The sequence below is a fragment of the Pseudonocardia sp. ICBG1034 genome (assembly GCF_020131375.1).
Classification (GTDB): domain Bacteria; phylum Actinomycetota; class Actinomycetes; order Mycobacteriales; family Pseudonocardiaceae; genus Pseudonocardia; species Pseudonocardia alni.
The window spans coordinates 2,440,328-2,457,868 of sequence record NZ_JAHLEK010000015.1 but is presented as its reverse complement, the minus strand read 5'-3'; the positions used below and the strand labels follow the sequence as shown (position 1 = coordinate 2,457,868).

Sequence of the window (17,541 nt, the reverse complement as noted above, 5' to 3'; positions counted from 1 at the left end):
CGGACGGGCACGACGGGCGGCCGGGCGGCCGCGCCGGAGGGGTCCTCACTCGAACCGCGACGGGTCCCCCGCACCGCGCCGGACGATCTCCGGCTCGTCGCCGGACAGGTCGACGACGGTGGTCGGCTCGGTGCCGCAGTCCCCGGAGTCGATGACGGCGTCGACCTGGTTCTCCAGCTCCTCCTTGATCTCCCAGCCCTGCGTCATCGGCTCGTCGTGGCCGGGCAGCAGCAGCGTCGAGGACAGCAGCGGCTCCCCCAGCTCGGCCAGCAGCGCCTGGGTGGTGGCGTGGTCGGGGATGCGCACGCCGACGGTCTTCTTCTTCGGGTGCAGCAGCTGCTTCGGCACCTCCTTGGTGGCCGGGAGGATGAAGGTGTAGCTGCCCGGGGTGGACGCCTTCACCGCGCGGAACACGGAGTTGGAGATCTGCACGAACTGCCCGAGCTGCGCGAACTCCGCGCACACGAGGGTGAAGTGGTGCCGGTCGTCGAGCTTGCGGATCTGCCGGATCCGCTCCAGACCGTCGCGGTTGCCCAGCGAGCAGCCCAGCGCGAAGCACGAGTCGGTCGGGTAGGCGATCAGGCCGCCGGACCGCACGAGGTCCACGACCTGTCCGATGCTGCGCGGCTGCGGGTTCTGCGGGTGCACGTCGAAGTACCGGGCCATCGCGGCAACGTACCGGCTCGGCGGCCCACCCGGGGAGTTCGACGACCGGGCGGTCGCGGTGCGGCGGGAAACCGTTGCCCGCGATGCGTGGAGGGGGCCAGGATGCGATCCATGCACGTCGTGGAATACCGGCCGGAACGGCACGAGTTCGCCTGGACCTTCGGGGGCGTGCCACCGGTGCGCCGGGTCGCGCCCGGGACCTGCCTGCGGCTGTGGACCGAGGACGCGTTCTCCGGGCGGCTCACGTCCACCTCGGACCGTCCGAGCGCGGTGCTCGACATGAGCGAGGTGAACCCGCAGACCGGGCCGTTCCACGTCGAGGGCGCCGAGCCGGGCGACACGCTGGCCATCCACCTCGTGGAGCTGACCCCGGCCCGGGACTGGGGTGCCTCCACCCTGATCCCGCTGTTCGGGGCGCTGTCGACGACCGACCGCACCGCGCTGCTGCACGAGCCGCTCCCCGAGCGGACCTGGATCTACCAGCTCGACCGGGCCGCGGGGACGGTGCTGTTCGAGGCGACGAGCGCGGACCTGCGCCTGGAGCTGCCGTGCAACCCGATGCTCGGCACCGTCGGCGTCGCCCCGCCCGGGCGGGAGGTGCGCAGCTCGCTGGTGCCCGACGTGTTCGGCGGGAACATGGACACCCCGGAGATGCGCGCCGGGGCCACCTGCTACCTGCAGGTCAACGTGCCCGGTGCGCTGTTCTCGGTCGGCGACGGCCACTACCGCCAGGGCGAGGGCGAGAGCTGCGGTACGGCCGTCGAGGGCGCGATGGACGTCGTGCTGATCGTCGAGCTGATCAAGAACGCCCCGGTCCCGGCGTGGCCGCGGATCGAGACCGACACCCACTACGTCGTCGTCGGGTCCTCCCGTCCGCTGGAGGACGCGTGGCGGGCCAGCCAGGTCGGGATGATCGCCTGGCTGGGCGAGCTGTACGGGCTGGACCGGCTGGACGCCTACCAGCTGCTCACCCAGGCCGCGGAGTCGCCGCTGGCCAACGTCGTCGACACCAACTACAGCGCCGTCACCAAGATCGCGAAGGCGCTGCTCCCGGCCGCCGCGGCCTACGGCGGCGTCCACCGTCACCTGCGCGAGCAGGCCCGCTCCCTGTAAGAGAGGCCCTTTCCATGGACATGCTGCTGAACGGTCGTGTCGTGCTCGTGACCGGAGGGTCGCGCGGGATCGGGCGCGCGGTCGTCGCCGGGCTGGCGGCGGAGGGCGCGCGGGTCGCGTTCTGCGCCCGCGACGCCGACGGGGTCGCCGCGGCCGAGCAGGAGCTGCGCGCCGCGGGTGCCGGCGAGGTGGCGGGGACCGCCGTCGACGTCGCCGACGGCGAGGCCCTCGGCCGCTGGGTCGCCGACAGCGCCGAGCGGTTCGGGGCGGTGGACGCGGTCGTCGCGAACGTGAGCGCGCTGGCGATCGGCCCGGGCGAGCAGAACTGGCGCTCGAGCTTCGAGGTCGACCTGCTGCACACCGTGCGACTGGTGGAGGCCGCGCTGCCGCACCTGGAGCGCAGCGACGCCGCCTCGGTCACCGCGGTGTCCAGCGTGTCCGGCCGCGAGATCGACTTCGCCGACGGGTCCTACGGCGTCATGAAGGCCGCGCTCGTGCACTACGTCTCCGGCCTGGCGTTCGACCTGGCACCGAAGGGCATCCGGGCCAACGCCGTCTCCCCCGGCAACGTCTACTTCCCCGGCGGGGTGTGGGCCAACGTCGAGCAGCACGATCCCGCGCTGTACGCGCACGCGATGGGGCTCAACCCGACCGGCCGGATGGGCACCCCGGAGGAGACCGCCTACGCGGTGGTCTCGCTGGTCAGCCCGCGGGCGAGCCGGATCAGCGGCACCAACCTGGTGGTCGACGGGGCGCTGACCCGCGGGGTGCAGCTCTGACCCGTCACCCCAGCGCCTCGCGCACCACGCGCTCGACGGGCGCGGTCCCGGCCAGCAGGTCGAACGCCGGCTCGCTCGCGGGCTCCAGCGGTGGCTGGGCGATCACCCGGGGCCGACGGGCCGCCGGGGACATCGCCTGGGCGCGGTGCACGACGAACGGGTGCACCAGGTAGACGTCGCCGGCCCGGCCGCAGGCCGCGACCTCCGGGCGTCGCGCCGTCGCGGGAACGGCCTCGCCGCAGAACGGCAGCCAGTCCGCACCGGCCGCACCGTGGGGCGCGAGCAGTGGCGCGACGTCGCGGTGGGATCCGGAGCGCAGCAGCGTCGGGGCGTCGTCCGGGCCGACGTCGGAGTAGAGGAACAGCATCAGCAGGGACCGGCCCCGCGAGTCCACCGACAGCCGCGGTCCGCCGTCGGGCCCGGTGAAGGAGGACTCGACGTGCCATCCGTCGTCGCCGGGTGCGCCGGGCACCGGGAAGCGGACCGGGAAGGTGCCCATCCCGGTCCGGGGCCGCCAGCGGCCGGGACCGACCAGCGCGTCGAACGCGGCGTGCAGGGCCGGGGTGTCGGCCGACGCGGTGAACCCGGCGTCGCCCATACCGGCCACCCGCAGCACCGGTGCCGTCCAGCCCGCCGGGTCGTCGAGGTCGACCCCCTCGGTCCGGAGGAGCTCGGCGCGCAGCAGCGCACGACAGCGGGCGGCCGCCGCCGTCGTGAACGCGCCCGGGATGTGCACCCAGCCCTCACGGACGAACTGCTCGATCATCGCGCCACAGGGTGCCCCGGTGACGCGGTCGCGGGCGACCGGTTTCCCGTCGAACCGGACACTCCATCCCGAACCGGCCCCGGGTTAGGGTCACCTCACCTGACCGAAGGAGATCGTCCGTGACGCCGTCCCGGGCCGCGGTGGCCCTCGCCGCCCTGCTCACCCTGTTCCTCGCCGCGTGCTCCGCGCCCGGCTCGGGCCCCACCGACGGCGGGGAGACCCGCACGGTCGCCACCGCACGCGGCGAGGTCACGGTCCCGGCCGCGCCGCGGCGGGTCGTCGTGCTGGAGCCGGTGCAGCTCGACACCACCGTCGCCCTCGACGCCCCGCCGGTCGGGGCCGGGGTCCTGTCCGAGGGCACCGGGGTGCCCGCGTACCTCGGCGGCGCCGGTGCGCAGGTGGCGGTCGTCGGGACCGTCGCCGAGCCCGACCTGGAACGGATCGCGGCCCAGCGACCCGACCTGATCCTGGGCACCGAGTCCCGGCACGCCGCGCTGTACGACCGGCTGACCGCGATCGCGCCGACGGCGTTCATGGCCTCGCAGGCCGACCCGTGGCAGGACAACGTCCGCTTCGTCGGCCGGGCGCTCGGCCGGGAGGCCGACACCGAGCAGCTGCTCACCCGCTACCGGGACCGCTGCGCCGAGGTGGCGCGCACCCACGACACGGCCGGGCGGACCGCGCAGATGATCCGCCCCCGCGACGGTCTGCTCACCCTGTACGGGCCGACGTCGTTCGCGGGCAGCACCCTGGAGTGCGCCGGGTTCACCATCCCGCCCCGGGACTGGGAGAACTCGATCTCGGTGGACCTCTCCCCCGAGCTGGTCCAGCAGGCCCGCGCCGACGAGGTGTTCCTGACCGCGACCGACCCGGCGTCGCCGTCGGCGGTGCCGCCGGCCGTCCAGGCGGTGCGCGCGCAGGTCTTCCCGCGGCTGCACCCGGTCGACCAGTCGGTCTGGATCACCGGCGTCGGGCCGCTCGGCGGGCAGAGGGTGCTCGACGACATCGAGCGGACGCTGGGCCGATGAGCCCCCTGTCGGGGTCGCCGAACGTCCTGTTCGCCGCCCGGGTGCTCGCCGTCGGCGTGCCCTCCCCCGGGTTCCGGCGGATCGTCCTGGGCGGTCCGGAGCTGTCGCGGTTCGCCCCGCACGGCCGGGACCAGCGGGTCAAGCTGCTGGTCCCGCCGGACGACGGCTATCCCGCCTCGCTCACCTCCGGCCTGCCGGAACGCGAGTGGCGGGCCCGGCTGCGGAAGCTGCCCGCCGGCACGCGGCCGGTGCTGCGCAGCTACACCCCGGCCGCGGTCCGGCCGGGGCGCGGTGAGGTCGACCTCGACGTGTTCCGCCACTCCCGGCCGGGCCCGGCGAGCGCGTGGGCCGCGGTCGCCCGGCCCGGCGACCCCGTCCTGCTCTCCGGGCCGGACGTGCGGCGCGGCAACCCCGGTCACGGCGTGCAGTGGGACCCGGGCCCCGCCACCGAGGTGCTGATCACCGGCGACGAGACCGCGCTGCCCGCCGTGCGCGGCATCCTCGCCGCGCTCCCGCCGCACCACCGGGGCCGGGTGCTGGTCGAGGTCGGCGACCCGGCCGACGCCGTCGGGCTCACCGACGCCCATCCGGGGGTGACGGTGGAGCTCTGCCGGCGGCCCGGGCGCCCGCTGCTCGACGCCGTCGCCGACTGGGCCGGCACCCACGGTGCCGCGGCCGCCCGCCTCGGCGAGCACTTCTACGCCTGGAACGCCACCGAGAGCACGCGGGTGGCGCGGGTGCGGGCGCTGCTGCACGAGGCGGGCGTCGCCCCGGACCGGGTCCACGCGCAGGGCTACTGGCACGACCGGCCCCGTCCCGCTGCCCGCTGATCACCCGGCCGTCATCCGGGTGTGGCCCCGCGGCCATGACCGGCGCGCAGCGTTGCCACACGTGGACGAGACCCCGGTCGAGCCTCAGGCCGACGCCCCCGACACCCTGATCCCGCACCCCGCCGCCACCGACCCCGGGAACTTCCGGGTCGACGACTCCGACGACGACGACCCGACCCTCGTCGGTCCCGAGGGCAGCCCGGTCGACACCTGGCGCCAGGGCTACCCCTACGACGACCGCCTGTCCCGCCTGGAGTACGAGCGCCAGAAGCGGCTGCTGCAGATCGAGCTGCTGAAGCTGCAGAACTGGGTCAAGGACACCGGCAACCGGATCGTCGTGCTGTTCGAGGGCCGCGACGCCGCGGGCAAGGGCGGGACGATCAAGCGGTTCACCGAGCACCTCAACCCCCGCGGCTGCCGGGTGGTCGCGCTGGAGAAGCCGACCGAGCGCGAGGCCGGCCAGTGGTACTTCCAGCGCTACGTGCAGCATCTGCCCTCGGCCGGGGAGATCGTGCTGTTCGACCGGTCCTGGTACAACCGGGCCGGCGTCGAGCGGGTCATGGGCTTCACCGACCCCCGCTCCTACATGGAGTTCCTGCGGGCCACCCCGGAGCTGGAGCGGATGCTCGTGCGCTCCGGGGTCCACCTGGTGAAGCTGTGGTTCTCGGTGTCACGCGACGAGCAGCGCACCCGCTTCCTGATCCGTCAGGTCGACCCGGTGCGCCAGTGGAAGCTGTCCCCGATGGACCTCGCCTCACTGGACAAGTGGGAGGCCTACACCGAGGCCAAGGAGGCGATGTTCTTCTACACCGACACCAAGGACGCTCCCTGGACGGTGATCAAGAGCAACGACAAGAAGCGCGCACGGCTCGAGGCGATGCGCCACGTCCTGGGCCTGTTCGACTACCCCGGCAAGGACACCGGGGTGGCGTCCCCGCCGGACCGGCTCATCGTCGGGCCCGCCGCGGAGATGTTCGAGCAGGACGAGGGCCCGAACCGCTTCCCGCCGTTGACCGACAAGCACCACTGACCCGCGGGGGCGGCGCTCAGGCGGGCTCGGCCACCAGCGTCATGGTCAGCGAGTGGCCGAGGCCCAGGCCGGGGCCCGCGGCCCGTTCGAGTCCGAGCAGGGTCGCGGCGAGCCGGTCGGCGTCGGCGTCGGCGAGCGGACCCGCCCCCCGGTACGGCTCCAGGGCGCCGTTCCAGCGGTCGGCGAACCCGCGCAGCCAGGACAGCACCTCCTCCGGGGCGCCTCCGGTCGCGGGGGTGAACCGGAGGTCGTCGGGGTCGACCCGGGACGGGTCGCGGACCAGGTCGTTCACCAGGGTCCGGAAGCGCGGCACCGCCGGGTGGAAGGTGCCGGTGGCGGTGTGCCGTCCGACCAGGACCGACCGGTCGACGGCGGTGCGCGACACCAGCCGCGCACCGCTGCCGGCCAGCGCGGCGTCGACGGTGGCGTCGAGTTCGGCGCGGCCGTAGAAGGTCATCGGCTCGGAGATCGCCCCGCCGCCACCGGCGAAGAAGCTCATCGCGTAGTCCCAGCGCTCGGTGCCCCAGCGGGGCTGCCACTCCACCGAGTAGCGGCCGAGGACGTCGACGACGACCGCGGCGCGCCGCCCCCGTGCCGCGACGGCCGTCAGCACCGATCCCAGTGCGGCGACGAGCTCGTCGCGGGTGAGGTGGGAGTACGGCACCCCGCAGGACAGGTAGAGGTCGAACGCGCCGTCGGGCAGCGCGTCGCGCACGTCGCCGAGCACGAACGACGCCGACGGCGAACCGACGGTGTCCCGCGCGGTGGCGACCATCTCCGGATCGACGTCGAGACCGACGTAGCGCAGCCGGTCCTCCGCGACGATCGGCGCGGCGTCCGGTGCCGGGCGGGTGAGGAGGGCGAACCCGTCGGCGGTGCCGGACCCGACGTCGAGCACGGCGACCGGGGACCCTGGCCGCAGGTGCAGCGCGGCCAGCGCACCCGCGATGACCCGCCGGGTGACCGGCTCCTCGGAGCCGACCTTGACGGGGTCCCGTCGCGACGGGGACAGGTAGTGGGCGCTCGCGCCGCGGTAGGACGGGGCCTGCTCGGAACGGCTCACCGTTCCTTCCTACACCGAGAAGATCGTTCTCGGCTCACCGCGGGCGGCCGGGGTCGGGCCGGCCGCCCGCGGGAGGTCAGCGGACGGCTCAGGCGAGGTCGTCCAGCTCGCCGTTCCTGATCGAGGCCAGGAAGGCGGCCATCTCGGTCGCCGGGAAGGCGAGCACGGTGCCGTGCGGGTCCCGCGAGTTGCGGACGGCCACGGTCCCCCCGGTCACGACGGCGAGCTCGACGCAGTTGCCCTGGTAGCCGCTGCGCACGCTCTTGCGCCACGCCAGCGAATCGATCGCCGCGGGGCCGCTCAGGTGCATCTGTTCCATGCGAATGCTCACCTCATCTGCACGTGCATTCTCCGTTGCGGAGAAGCTAGCAGGGGGCAAGCGGTTCGGTCGTGCAAAACAGGACGGACGCGCCCGGCGGTCGTCCGGCCGCGCCCGAGTGCGCCGTACCGGCCGTGGGCGGTCGGCATCGGACGGTGTCCCCCACTGTGGGGGCACCTGTGCCGTTCGTCGCCCGGGAGCGACGTCGGTGCAGGTCAGCGTTCGGCGCGCAGCTTGCTCAGGGCCTGTTTGGTCTGCTCCGGGCTGAGCGCGTCGACGGTGAGCCGGTCCATCGACCGGCCGTAGCGCTCGACGTCGGCCCGCTTGTCCAGATAGGAGGCCCCGGTCATCTCCTCGAGGTACACCAGGTCGGGCAGCTCGGGCTCCGCGAAGCGCAGCATGGTGAAGGCGTGCTCGGCGCCGTAGCCGGACAGGTCCCAGGGCAGCAGCTGGACGATGACGTTCGGCAGCGACGACAGCTCGACCAGATGGTCGAGCTGGGCGCGGAAGACCGCCTCCCCGCCGACCGGCCGGTGCAGCACGGCCTCGTCGAGCACGGTCCAGAAGGTCGGGGCGTCCTTGCGGTGCAGCACGCGCTGGCGCCGCAGCCGCACCTCCAGGCGCTTCTCGACGTCGGCCCGCTCGGCGGGCGGCAGATCGGTGTGGCCGCCGCTGACGACCGCGCGGGCGTAGTCCTCGGTCTGCAGCAGGCCGGGGACGAACAGCAGCTCGTAGGACGAGATCCGCGACGCCGAGGCCTCCAGACCCACGAAGTCCTCGAACCAGCCGGGGACGACGTCGTTGTACCGGGCCCACCAGCCGCTGGAGTTGCTCTCCTCGGCCATCGACAGCACCTGGTCGCGCTCGGGGCCCTCGGCGACGCCGTACATCGTCAGCAGGTCGGCCACGTCGCGCTGCTTGAACCCGACCTTGCCGGACTCCAGCCTGCTCATCTTCGAGTCCGAGCCGCGGATCGCGTACGCCGCGTCGGCCCGGGAGATCCCCGCGCGCTCCCGCAGCCGGCGCAGGTGGGAACCGAGGACGATGCGCCGCGCGGTCGGGCCGCGGTCGGCACCGGGCGGGGTGGGGCTGTTCGGGCTGGGGACCACCGGGACGGGCTCCTGCGGGTTGCGGGGACTGCCGATCGGGTGACCCAGCCTACACAACGGTTCCGCAGGTCGTCAGCGGTCTCGATCACCGGGCACTTCCGGACAGTGACGGTGCGTGCCCGTCGGGCCGGTCCGCTACGGTGGCCGCACCGGTGATCGGCGCCACGACGGGCGTCGCCCGGGCACCGACCGACGACCCGGCGCGACGGCGCCGACGACGCAGTGAGGACTCCGCCGATGGCCCAGCCGACCGAGGGTCGCGCTCCCGCGTACATCGACACGACCAAGGCCAGCATCGCCCGGGTCTACGACTACGCGCTCGGTGGGAAGGACAACTACGAGGTCGACCGGGAGACCATCGAACGGGTGCGGCAGGTGGCCCCCGAGGTCAACATGCTCGCGATCGACAACCGGGCGTTCCTGATCCGGGCGGCGCGCTTCGTCGCCACCCAGACCTCCATCACCCAGTACCTGGACTGCGGCTCCGGCCTGCCGACCGCGGAGAACACCCACCAGGTGGTGCAGCGGCTGCAGCCCGAGGCCCGGGTCGCCTACGTCGACAACGACCCGACCGTCATCGCGCACGGCCAGGCGCTGCTGGAGGACAACGAGTTCACCCGCTTCTCCGCCGCGGACATCCGCGAGCCGGAGACGGTGCTGGCCGACCCGTCGGTCCAGGGCTTCCTCGACCTGGACCAGCCGCTCGCGCTGTTCCAGATCGGCACCATCCACCACTTCGACGACGCCGTGGACCCGCAGGCGATCATGGCGCGCTACATCGAGCGGCTCGCCCCCGGCAGCGTCGTCGCGATCGCGCACTTCTTCGACCCGGAGAACGCCGACAGCGAGCTGGCCCGGCGGATGGAGCAGGTCTTCGTCCACAGCCCGATGGGCAGCGGCCGGTTCCGCACGCACGCCGAGATCAGCGGCCTGTTCCCCGGGCTCGAGCTGGTCGACCCGGGCATCGTCCCCTGCTACCGGTGGTGGCCCGACGGCCCGCAGCTGCGCACCGAGGACCCGGTGCAGCGCTGCATCGTCGGCGGGGTCGGCATCAAGCGATGAGTTCGCGGGGCCGCCGCGGTCGGAACGGGTGAGACCCACCGACCCCGGGAGGCCCCGTGTCCGTCACCCTGGACCGCACCGCCGCGCTCCTGCGCGGCGCCGTCGACACCGGGCGCGTCCCGGGGCTGGTCGCCGCCGTCGACGACCCCCGGCACGGCACCGTGGTGCACGTCCTCGGCGACGACGGCGCCGGACACCCGTTGCGCCGCGACACGGTCGTGCGGATCGCCTCGATCACCAAGCCCGTCGTCGCGGTCGCCGCGCTCGCACTCGTCGAGGACGGGATGCTGGACCTCGACGGGCCGGTCGCGGCGTGGCTCCCGGAGCTGGCCGCGCCGCGGGTGCTGCGCCACGAGGCGGCCGAGCTCGACGACACCGTCCCCGCGCGCCGGCCGATCACCCTCTACGACCTGCTGACCTACCGCTGCGGGATCGGGATGCTCCCCCGGCCCGGCGCCGATCTGCCCGTGCAGCGCGCCACCGCCGGGCTCGGCAGCGACGGGCCGCCGGGCAGCTACCCGCTGCCCGACCCCGACACCTGGACCGCACGGCTCGCCGCGGTGCCGCTCGTCGCGCAGCCGGGATCGCGCTGGCTCTACCAGACCAGCGGCGACCTGCTCGGCGTCCTGCTCGCCCGCCGCTGCGGCACCGACCTGCAGACCGTGCTGGCCGAGCGGGTGTTCACCCCGCTCGGCATGCGCGACACCGGTTTCTCGGTACCCGTCGCCGACCGGGCCCGGTTCGTCCCGCTGCTGACCGCCGCACCCGGCGGGGGCTTCACCGTGACCGACCCGGTCGACGGCGCGTGGGCGGCCCCGCCGGTGTTCCCGTCCGGGGGCGGCGGCCTGGTCTCCACCCTGGACGACCTGCTCGCGTTCACCCGGGCACTGCGCGGGGGCGGCAGCCCGGTCCTGTCCCCCGGCGCCGTCGCCGAGCTGACCACCGACCGGCTGAGCGCCGCACAGCGGGCCGGCGCCGCACCGTTCCTCGACGACGGCTGCGGCTGGGGCCTGGGCCTGGCCGTCGAGGACGGCGGCCGCCACGGCTGGGACGGCGGCCTGGGCACCGGGTGGCGCTCCGACCCGTCGACCGGGGTGATCTCGCTGCTGCTGACCCAGGTCGCGTGGGACGGCCCCGGGGGCCCCGCACTCCTGCGCTCCTTCCGCGCCGCGGCGCACTCCTGAGCGGACCCACCGTGGGCCGGACGCTCGAGGTCGTCGTGCACGGGTCCGCTTCGGCGGCCGAGCACACCCGGTCACACCGATTGCGTGACGGTGCCCGGGGAGCGCATACTCATCGTAATTCAACATCAGTTGAAATGAGGTGGGTGCGATGTCGGAGCGGACGACGTGCTGCGTGGTCGGGGGCGGCCCGGCCGGGATGATGCTGGGGCTGCTGCTGGCCCGGGCCGGGGTCGAGGTGACCGTGCTGGAGAAGCACGGCGACTTCCTGCGGGACTTCCGCGGGGACACCGTGCACCCCACCACCCTGGACCTGCTCGACGACCTGGGGCTGGGCGAGCGGTTCGCCGCGCTGCCGCAGAGCCGGGTCGACGAGGTCGTGATCCCGGACGAGCGGGGCGGTGCGCAGCGGATCGGGGACATGTCCCTGCTGCGCCGGGTCGGGGTGCGTCACCCCTACGTCGCGCTCGTCCCGCAGTGGGACCTGCTGAACCTGCTCGCCGATGTCGCCGCCGGCGAGCCCGCCTTCCACCTGCGGCTCGACACCCGGGCCACGTCGCTGGTCCGGGAGAACGGGCGGGTCGTCGGCGTCCGGTACGCGACGACGACCGCGCCCGGCGAGGAGACCACCGGCGAGATCCGGGCCGACCTCACCGTCGCCTGCGACGGCAGGCACTCGGTCCTGCGCGCCGGGTCCGGCCTGCCCGTGACCGAGTACGACGTCCCGTTCGACACCTGGTGGTTCCGGCTGCCGCGGCGCCCCGAGGAGCAGCGGGCCACCCTGCGCCCGCGGATCGGGAAGGGGCGCTTCGCGGTGGTGATCCCGCGCGAGGGCTACTACCAGATCGGCTACCTCGCCCCCAAGGGCACCGACGCGCGGCTGCGCGCCGCGGGCGTCGAGGCGTTCCGGGCCGACATCGCCGACCTGATGCCGGAGTACGCCGACCGGGTCGACGAGATCGCGTCGATGGACGAGGTGAAGCACCTCGACGTGAAGCTCAACCGGCTGCGCCGCTGGCACGTCGACGGCCTGCTCTGCATCGGCGACGCCGCGCACGCGATGTCCCCCATCGGCGGCGTCGGGATCAACCTCGCGATCCAGGACGCGGTCGCCGCCGCGACCCTGCTCGCCGCCCCGCTGCAGCGGGGCACCCTCACCGAGCGGGACCTCGGCCGGGTCCGCAACCGCAGGCTGCTCCCGACGGTGCTGGTCCAGGGCCTGCAGCGGATCATGCACCGCAACATCGCCGGCCCGGCGCTGGCGGGACGGCTCGACGGTCCCCCGGCTCCGCTGCTGCGGCTGATGCGCGCGGTCCCGGCCGCCCAGATCGTGCCCGCCTACCTGGTGGGCGTGGGCTTCCGGCCGGAGCGGGCCCCGGACTTCGCCCGTCGCGAGCCCGTCCCGGCCGGCTGAGCCGCGGCTAGGCTCAGCCGGGTGCTGTCCCTGGACGCCCTCGACGTCGACCTGCTCGCCGCGCTGCGCGACCGGCCGCGGGCCGGGGTGCTGGAGCTCTCGCGCACCCTGCGGGTCGCCCGCGGGACGGTGCAGGCGCGACTGGACCGGCTGGAGCGTGCCGGGGTCGTCACCGGGTACGGGCCGGACGTCGACCTCCCGGCGGCCGGGTACGGCGTGCAGGCGTTCGTGACGCTGGAGATCGCGCAGGGCGAGCTGGGCGACGTCGCCGCCGAGCTCGCCGCGCTGCCCGCGGTCACCGAGGCGTACGCGACGACCGGCTCGTCGGACGTGATGTGCCGGCTGGCGGCGTCGTCGCACGAGGACCTGCAGGACACCCTGCTCGCGCTCGGCCGCTCACCGCTGGTGGCCCGCTCCACCAGCGTGGTGGTGCTGTCCACCCTGGTCGCGCCGCGCTGGCGGCCGCTGCTGGAGCGCGACCACCGCGAGGGGCCGAGCCGGGCGCCCGCCTACCGGGACTGACCGGACCCGTGGTTCGACGGTGCCGGCGCCCCGCGGCGGCCGGGTCAGCCGAGGTGGTGCGCCGCCCGGTGCGCGCCGAGCACGTCCAGGCCGAAGTCCGTCGACGGGTCGCGCCACACCGAGTGCGCGTGGTTGGCGTCGCGCTGGGTGTTGTCCCACTCGATGAGCAGGCGCGGACCCTGCACCCGGTAGTAGTTCGGGGCGCCGTCCTCCAGCGGCCCCGCCCAGGCGAGGTGCACGGCGTCGAGCTCGGCGTCGTCGTCGTAGCGGGAGATCGGCTGCAGCGGCTCGGCGACCCGCTTCAGGTAGGTGCCCAGCAACGCGCGCAGCATCTCGCGGCCCCCGGCGTCCAGGTCGGACGCCGGCACGCCGGCCGGGGTGCGCGACAGCGCGACGGTCTCCTTCTGCGCGTCGGTGAACGCGGCCCGCTCCTCGATGGCCTCGCTCATGTCGTCGAGCTTGCGCTGCTGCTCGGGGTCGGCGAAGGACTCGGTGCGCCAGATCCCCGCCAGCGGGATCCAGTTGTCGCCCTCCTGCGGCTCGGTGCGGTTCGCGGCGACGAGGTCCGGCGGGGCCTTGTCCAGCAGCACGGCACGCCCGCGCAGCTCGGCGGGCAGCGAGCGGACGAGGTCACGGGCGAGGTCCTCGACCCGTCCGAGCGGGCGGAGCACGGCGTCGCCGAGCAGCTCGGAGGTCGCGGGGTCGGCACCCAGGAAGCACGGGGTCGAGGCGACCACGACACCGTCCACGACGAGGAAGTTGACCGACACGTGGTGCCCGCCGAAGCGCCAGCCCCAGGTGCCGGTGTCCCCCGGCTCGCCGAAGACGCGCAGGTGGTACATCTGCGGGTCCCGGCCGCGGGTCCGGTCGAACAGGGTCACGAAGCCCTCGGTGTGGTCGAGGACGTTCTCCAGCCCCATCACGGTCGCGACGGTGACGTAGGCGGCCCGGGACAGCCCGGACGCGACCAGCTTCATGGCGGCGCGCTGCTGCGGCGGGAGCTGGTCGTGGAAGGTGAGCCCGCCGTGGTCGGTGGGGGTGTAGAACCAGCGGCGGCGCTCGGCGTCGGCGTCGCCGTCACCGGTCGGGGCGTGCCCGACGGCGACCTCCCGCTGCGCCGGGTCGAGGGTGTCCAGCCAGGCCGACGCGGCCCCGGCCATCGCGTCCGCCGTCTCCCGGGTGTCCGCCGCACCGATCATCCTGCCGACGGTAGCGACTGCGGGCAGACTTCGCGGGGCGGGATGCGCCATACTCGTTGTGCACAATCAATCGAGCCGGAGGCAACGATGCCCACTCCCACCGACGACAACCGCGACCTGCTCACCGTGATCGCCCGGATGCGGGCGAAGCCGGGCAAGGAGGAGGAGCTGAAGGCGGAGCTCGAGAAGCTGATCGAGCCGACGTCGCAGGAGGACGGCTACGTCAACTACGACCTCCACCAGGGCTGGGACGACCCCGCGGTGTTCTTCTTCTACGAGAACTGGGAGTCCGAGGCGAAGCTCGACGCGCACCTGCAGACCCCGCACCTGGTGCACTTCGTCGGGATCATGGGCGACCTGCTCGACGGCGAGCTCGTGATCCAGAAGCTGCGCCGCATCGCCTGAGCTCAGCCCTGCCGGTACCCGGCCGCCAGCTCCGCGAAGGCGGCCGGGTCCACCAGCGACGTCGTGTCGCCGGGCTCCCGCCCGGCGGTCACGTCGAGCAGCAGCCGTCGCATGATCTTGCCCGAGCGGGTCTTCGGCAGCTCCGCGACGAGCACGACCTCACGGGGCCGGGCGACCGGCCCCATCTCACGCGCCACGTGTGCCCGCAGCTGGTCGGCGAGGCCCTCGGTCGGGCCGTCGGTGACCGTCACGAACGCGACGACGGCCTGCCCGGTCGTCGCGTCCGGTGCCCCGACCACGCCCGCCTCGGCGACCCGCGGGTGCGACACCAGCGCCGACTCCAGCTCGATCGAGCCGAGCCGGTGCCCGGACACGTTCATGACGTCGTCGATCCGGCCCTGCAGCGTCACGTACCCGTGCTCGTCGACGACGGCGCCGTCGCCCGCCTTGTACCAGCCCTGCTCGGCGTAGTCGGCGAAGTACGACGCGCGGAACCGCTCCGGGTCGCCCCACACGGTCCGTGCCATCGACGGCCACGGCCGGTCGATCACGAGGATGCCGCCCTCGCCGGGGTCGCAGGTCCGCCCGTCGCGGTCGACGACCCGCACCGACAGGCCCGGTAGCGGCCGGGTCGCCGAGCCCGGGACCAGCGGCGTCACCCCGGGCAGCGGCGCGCAGATCGCCGCGCCGGTCTCGGACTGCCACCAGGTGTCGACGATCGGGCAGCGGCCGCCGCCGATCTCGGTGTGGAACCAGCGCCACGCCTCGGGGTTGATCGCCTCACCGACCGTGCCGAGCAGCCGCAGCGACGACAGGTCGTGTGCCGCGGGCACCTGCGGGCCCCACTTCATGTACGTCCGGACCAGGGTGGGCGCGGTGTAGTACACGGTGACGCCGTACCGGGCGATGATCTCGAAGTGCCGGCCCGGCTCGGGGGTGTCCGGGGTGCCCTCGTAGATCACCTGCGTGACGCCGTTGGACAGCGGGCCGTAGACCTCGTAGGTGTGCGCGGTCACCCAGGCGAGGTCGGCGGTGCACCAGTAGACGTCGTCGGGCTTGTGGTCGAAGCAGGCCCACGCCGTCCACGACGCCTGGGTGAGGTAGCCGCCCATGGTGTGCAGCAGGCCCTTGGGCGTCCCGGTGGTGCCGGAGGTGTAGACGAGCATGAGCGGGCTCTCGGCGGGGTGCGCCTGCGCCTCGTGGACCTCGGGCGCGGTGTCGACGACGTCGTGCCACCACACGTCGCGGCCGGGGGTCCAGTCGACCTCCGAGCCGGTCCGCCGGATGACCAGCACGTGCTCCAGCGAGTCCACACCGGACGCGGCCTCGTCGGCGTTGACCTTGACCGGGACGGCCTTCCCGCGCCGGTACTGGCCGTCGGTGGTGACGAGCAGCTTCGCCGACCCGTCGGTGAGCCGGAACCGCAGTGCCGAGGCGGAGAACCCGCCGAAGACCAGCGAGTGGACCGCCCCGATCCGGGCGCAGGCCAGCATCACGACGACGGTCTCGACCAGCACCGGCAGGTACACGACGACGACGTCGCCGCGACCCACCCCGAGCGCGGTGAGCGCATGCGCGCAGCGGGCGACCTCGCGCTGCAGGTCGGCGTAGGTGACGGTGCGCCGGTCCCCCGGCTCGCCCTCCCAGTGCAGGGCGACCTTCTCCCCGGCACCGGCCTCGACGTGCCGGTCGACGCAGTTGCGCGCGACGTTCAGCGTGCCGTCGGCGAACCAGGTGACCTCCGGCCAGCGGCTGCCGTCGTAACCCTGCGCGGGGGCGCGGTCCCACTCCAGGCGCCGGGCCTGCGCGCACCAGAACGCCTCCGGGTCGGCGGCGGCCTCGTCGTAGGCCGCAGCGGTGACGTTGGCGTGCGCGGCGAGCTCGGGCGGGGGCGGGTACATGCCCCGATCCTCGCCGTCCGATCCCCTGCGGCACAGGCCGTCGTGAGGGGACTCACCGGTGGGCGAAGGCCCGGTGGTGGTCGTCGAGCAGGTCCACGCCGAAGTCGTTCTCCGGGTCACGCCACACCGAGTGGGCGTGGTCCGCGCCGTCCTGGGTGTTGTCCCACTCCAGCAGCAGCCGCGGCCCCTGCAGCCGGTGGTAGTGCGGCTCCCCCGCCTCCGGCGACCCCGCCCAGGCCAGGTGCACCTCGTCGAGGGCGGCGTCGTCGTCGTAGCGGCCGGCGGGTGAGACCCCGGCGGGTGCCCGGTCCAGGTAGGCCGAGAGCAGGCGGCGCAGCAGGTCGCGGCCGCGGTCGTCGAGCGCGCTCGCCGGGACACCGCGCGGCGCGCCGGTGAGCGCGACGGCCTCGGTGCCCTCGACCGGGTCCACCGGCCCGGGCGGGCTCTCCCGCCGGATCGCCGAGGTCGGCAGCGGCCGATCGCCCGGCGCGACCAGCGGCCGGTTCGCCGTCACCAGGTCCGGCGGCGCCCCGGCGGAGAGGACCGCGACCCCGGCGAGCTCGGGCGGGAGCCCGCGGACGATCTCGCGGGCCAGGTCCTCGGTCGGCCCGAGCGGGCGCGCGACACCCCCGCCGAGCAGCGGCGTCGTCGCGGGGTTCGCGCCGAGGAAGCACGGCGTGGCCGCGGCCACCCGCCCGTCGACGACGAGTGCGTTCACCGACACGTGGTGCCCGCCGAAGCGCCAGCCCCAGGTGCACGCGCCCGGGTCACCGAAGATCCGCAGGTGGTAGAGCGCCGGGTCCCGGAACCGCTCCCGGTGCGGCCGGGTGGGCCAGTCCTGCGCCCGGTCCAGGACGTTCTCCAGCCCCATGACCGTCGCCACGGTGGCGTAGCCGGCCTCGGACAGCCCCGAGGCGACCAGCCGCATCGCGCGCTGCTGCTGGACCGGGGTCTGCGCGTGCAGCGTCAGCCCGCCGTGGTCGGTGGGGGTGTAGAACCAGCGACGACGCTCGGCGTCGGACCCGGCGTCGCCGGACGGGCCGTCGCCGCGGGCGGTCGCGAGCCGGTCCTCGTCCAGGGTGTCCAGCCAGGCCGCGGCCGCGTCCGCCATCGCCGCGGCGACCGTCTCGCTCGTCGTCACACCGGCCACGCTA

Annotated in this window: 18 protein-coding genes; 10 read left to right on the top strand and 8 right to left on the bottom strand. The window is 74.4% G+C overall.

Annotated features, from left to right (window positions below; all coding sequences use genetic code 11):
- Positions 1–45 precede the first annotated feature (45 nt).
- Positions 46–666 carry an L-threonylcarbamoyladenylate synthase gene (locus KPF22_RS13050; RefSeq protein WP_208820066.1) on the bottom strand — a complete coding sequence of 207 codons (621 nt, stop codon included), beginning with the start codon at positions 664–666 and terminating at the stop codon, positions 46–48.
- Between the two features lie 111 nt (positions 667–777).
- On the opposite strand from KPF22_RS13050, the gene KPF22_RS13045 reads away from it, so the two are divergent.
- Positions 778–1,779, top strand: coding sequence for an acetamidase/formamidase family protein (locus KPF22_RS13045; RefSeq protein ID WP_062395873.1), 1,002 nt, complete (start codon positions 778–780; stop codon positions 1,777–1,779).
- A gap of 14 nt (positions 1,780–1,793) precedes the next feature.
- Positions 1,794–2,558, top strand: a complete 765-nt coding sequence (locus tag KPF22_RS13040; protein ID WP_073574493.1) for an SDR family NAD(P)-dependent oxidoreductase — start codon at positions 1,794–1,796, stop codon at positions 2,556–2,558.
- A gap of 4 nt (positions 2,559–2,562) precedes the next feature.
- Here KPF22_RS13040 and KPF22_RS13035 read toward each other — a convergent pair whose 3' ends face one another.
- Positions 2,563–3,324: a phytanoyl-CoA dioxygenase family protein gene (locus KPF22_RS13035; RefSeq protein ID WP_224402188.1), complete on the bottom strand. Its 762-nt coding sequence runs from the start codon at positions 3,322–3,324 to the stop codon at positions 2,563–2,565.
- Positions 3,325–3,443: 119 nt separating this feature from the next.
- Here KPF22_RS13035 and KPF22_RS13030 point away from each other — a divergent pair, with 119 nt between their 5' ends.
- From KPF22_RS13030 to ppk2, 3 genes are all read left to right on the top strand, one after another.
- Positions 3,444–4,352 carry an iron-siderophore ABC transporter substrate-binding protein gene (locus KPF22_RS13030; RefSeq protein WP_208820062.1) on the top strand — a complete coding sequence of 303 codons (909 nt, stop codon included), beginning with the start codon at positions 3,444–3,446 and terminating at the stop codon, positions 4,350–4,352.
- Entirely contained in the window at positions 4,349–5,182 is an 834-nt protein-coding gene (locus tag KPF22_RS13025) for a siderophore-interacting protein (RefSeq protein ID WP_208820060.1), read from the top strand. Before KPF22_RS13030 ends, KPF22_RS13025 begins: the two co-directional genes overlap by 4 nt.
- Before the next feature lie 61 nt (positions 5,183–5,243).
- Complete coding sequence (gene ppk2, locus KPF22_RS13020) at positions 5,244–6,212, top strand: polyphosphate kinase 2 (protein WP_307799165.1); 969 nt, start codon at positions 5,244–5,246, stop codon at positions 6,210–6,212.
- 16 nt (positions 6,213–6,228) lie between these two features.
- Here ppk2 and KPF22_RS13015 read toward each other — a convergent pair whose 3' ends face one another.
- The 3 genes from KPF22_RS13015 to KPF22_RS13005 all read right to left on the bottom strand — a co-directional run bounded on the left by KPF22_RS13015 (position 6,229) and on the right by KPF22_RS13005 (position 8,703).
- The gene (locus KPF22_RS13015; RefSeq protein ID WP_208820058.1) at positions 6,229–7,275 is read right to left on the bottom strand and encodes a class I SAM-dependent methyltransferase; all 1,047 of its coding nucleotides are present in this window, start codon (positions 7,273–7,275) and stop codon (positions 6,229–6,231) included.
- Positions 7,276–7,363: 88 nt separating this feature from the next.
- On the bottom strand, positions 7,364–7,594 hold the full coding sequence (locus KPF22_RS13010) for a DUF397 domain-containing protein (protein WP_179762484.1): 231 nt from the start codon (positions 7,592–7,594) through the stop codon (positions 7,364–7,366).
- A 215-nt stretch (positions 7,595–7,809) separates the two neighbouring features.
- The gene (locus tag KPF22_RS13005; RefSeq protein ID WP_208820056.1) at positions 7,810–8,703 is read right to left on the bottom strand and encodes a helix-turn-helix transcriptional regulator; all 894 of its coding nucleotides are present in this window, start codon (positions 8,701–8,703) and stop codon (positions 7,810–7,812) included.
- Between the two features lie 237 nt (positions 8,704–8,940).
- Between KPF22_RS13005 and KPF22_RS13000 the strand changes: the two genes are divergently transcribed.
- The 4 genes from KPF22_RS13000 (at position 8,941) to KPF22_RS12985 (ending at position 12,882) form a co-directional block, all read left to right on the top strand.
- A complete protein-coding gene (locus KPF22_RS13000) occupies positions 8,941–9,765 on the top strand; it encodes an SAM-dependent methyltransferase (protein ID WP_208820054.1) in 825 nt (274 codons plus the stop codon).
- A gap of 56 nt (positions 9,766–9,821) precedes the next feature.
- Complete coding sequence (locus tag KPF22_RS12995) at positions 9,822–10,949, top strand: serine hydrolase (RefSeq protein WP_208820052.1); 1,128 nt, start codon at positions 9,822–9,824, stop codon at positions 10,947–10,949.
- 148 nt (positions 10,950–11,097) lie between these two features.
- Positions 11,098–12,360, top strand: a complete 1,263-nt coding sequence (locus tag KPF22_RS12990; protein WP_224402187.1) for an FAD-dependent oxidoreductase — start codon at positions 11,098–11,100, stop codon at positions 12,358–12,360.
- Positions 12,361–12,381: 21 nt separating this feature from the next.
- Positions 12,382–12,882, top strand: a complete 501-nt coding sequence (locus KPF22_RS12985) for an Lrp/AsnC family transcriptional regulator (protein ID WP_174525508.1) — start codon at positions 12,382–12,384, stop codon at positions 12,880–12,882.
- A gap of 44 nt (positions 12,883–12,926) precedes the next feature.
- Here KPF22_RS12985 and KPF22_RS12980 read toward each other — a convergent pair whose 3' ends face one another.
- Positions 12,927–14,081 carry a DUF3500 domain-containing protein gene (locus KPF22_RS12980; RefSeq protein WP_224402186.1) on the bottom strand — a complete coding sequence of 385 codons (1,155 nt, stop codon included), beginning with the start codon at positions 14,079–14,081 and terminating at the stop codon, positions 12,927–12,929.
- 87 nt (positions 14,082–14,168) lie between these two features.
- On the opposite strand from KPF22_RS12980, the gene KPF22_RS12975 reads away from it, so the two are divergent.
- The gene (locus KPF22_RS12975; protein WP_224402185.1) at positions 14,169–14,486 is read left to right on the top strand and encodes a putative quinol monooxygenase; all 318 of its coding nucleotides are present in this window, start codon (positions 14,169–14,171) and stop codon (positions 14,484–14,486) included.
- Positions 14,487–14,488: 2 nt separating this feature from the next.
- On the opposite strand, the gene acs is transcribed toward KPF22_RS12975, so the two are convergent.
- Positions 14,489–16,387, bottom strand: coding sequence for an acetate--CoA ligase (acs, locus tag KPF22_RS12970; RefSeq protein ID WP_208820044.1), 1,899 nt, complete (start codon positions 16,385–16,387; stop codon positions 14,489–14,491).
- Positions 16,388–16,439: 52 nt separating this feature from the next.
- Positions 16,440–17,528: a DUF3500 domain-containing protein gene (locus tag KPF22_RS12965; protein ID WP_224402184.1), complete on the bottom strand. Its 1,089-nt coding sequence runs from the start codon at positions 17,526–17,528 to the stop codon at positions 16,440–16,442.
- Positions 17,529–17,541: the final 13 nt, after the last annotated feature.